We start from the raw sequence: 946 nt of genomic DNA, 5'->3' as shown, positions 1-946 counted from the left end.
CCCTCCTCACCGGGCTCGGCATCGCCGAGATCTACCGCATCGACATAGCGTTCCGCTACACCGGGTGGGCGGCCTACTCCACCCGCCAGCTGGCATGGGCGGCGATCGCCATCGCGGGCTCCATCCTCATCGTGGTGTTCCTGCGCAACTACCGCGTGCTGTTCCGCTTCACGTACGTGTTCGGCTTCGTCGGTGTGCTTCTGCTCGTCCTCCCCCTGATCCCCGGCCTCGCCATCAACGCGAACGCCGCCGTCTGGGTGAACCTCGGCATCTTCTCCTTCCAGCCGGGCGAGCTCGCGAAGATCGCCCTCGCGATCTTCTTCGCCGGCTACCTCGTGCGCACACGCGAGAGCCTGTCGTCGGTGGGCAAGCGCTTCCTCGGCATCACGTGGCCGCGCGCGCGCGATCTCGGCCCGCTCCTCGTGGTCTGGGTGATCTCGGTGGGCATCATCGTCGCCCAGCACGACCTCGGCAGCGGCCTGCTCATCTTCGGCATGTTCGTCGGCATGCTCTACGTCGCGACGGGCAAGACCGGCTGGGTGCTGCTCGGCGTCGCGATGGCAGCCGGAGTCGCCGTGGCCGCCGCCCAGGTACTGCCCTACGTCGGTGCCCGGTTCACGAACTGGCTGCACGCGTTCGACCCGTCACTCATCAACAACAGCAGCTACCAGCTCGCGCAGGGCATCTTCGGAATGGCCCACGGCGGCCTGCTGGGCACCGGTCTCGGTCAGGGGCGCCCTCAGATCACGCCGCTCGCGCAGAGCGATTACATCTTCCCGAGCCTCGCCGAGGAGCTCGGGCTCGTCGGAGCCTTCGCGATTCTCTGTCTCTACATGGTCTTCATCAGCCGCGGCCTGCGGGTCGGCATCGCCGGCCAGGACGACTTCGGAAAGCTCCTCGCGACCGGCCTGTCAATCACGATCGCGCTGCAGGTGTTCATCATGGT

General features: G+C 67.0%; 1 protein-coding gene. It reads left to right on the top strand.

Annotated features, from left to right (window positions below):
- The coding region (locus tag ASG00_RS00805) for an FtsW/RodA/SpoVE family cell cycle protein (RefSeq protein ID WP_235559040.1) at positions 1 to 946 on the top strand (946 nt) is incomplete at both ends.

This window comes from Microbacterium sp. Leaf351 (assembly GCF_001423825.1).
GTDB classification, from domain to species: domain Bacteria; phylum Actinomycetota; class Actinomycetes; order Actinomycetales; family Microbacteriaceae; genus Microbacterium; species Microbacterium ginsengisoli.
Note: the sequence above shows the minus strand (reverse complement) of the source record. Positions and strands in the feature narration are given on the sequence as shown.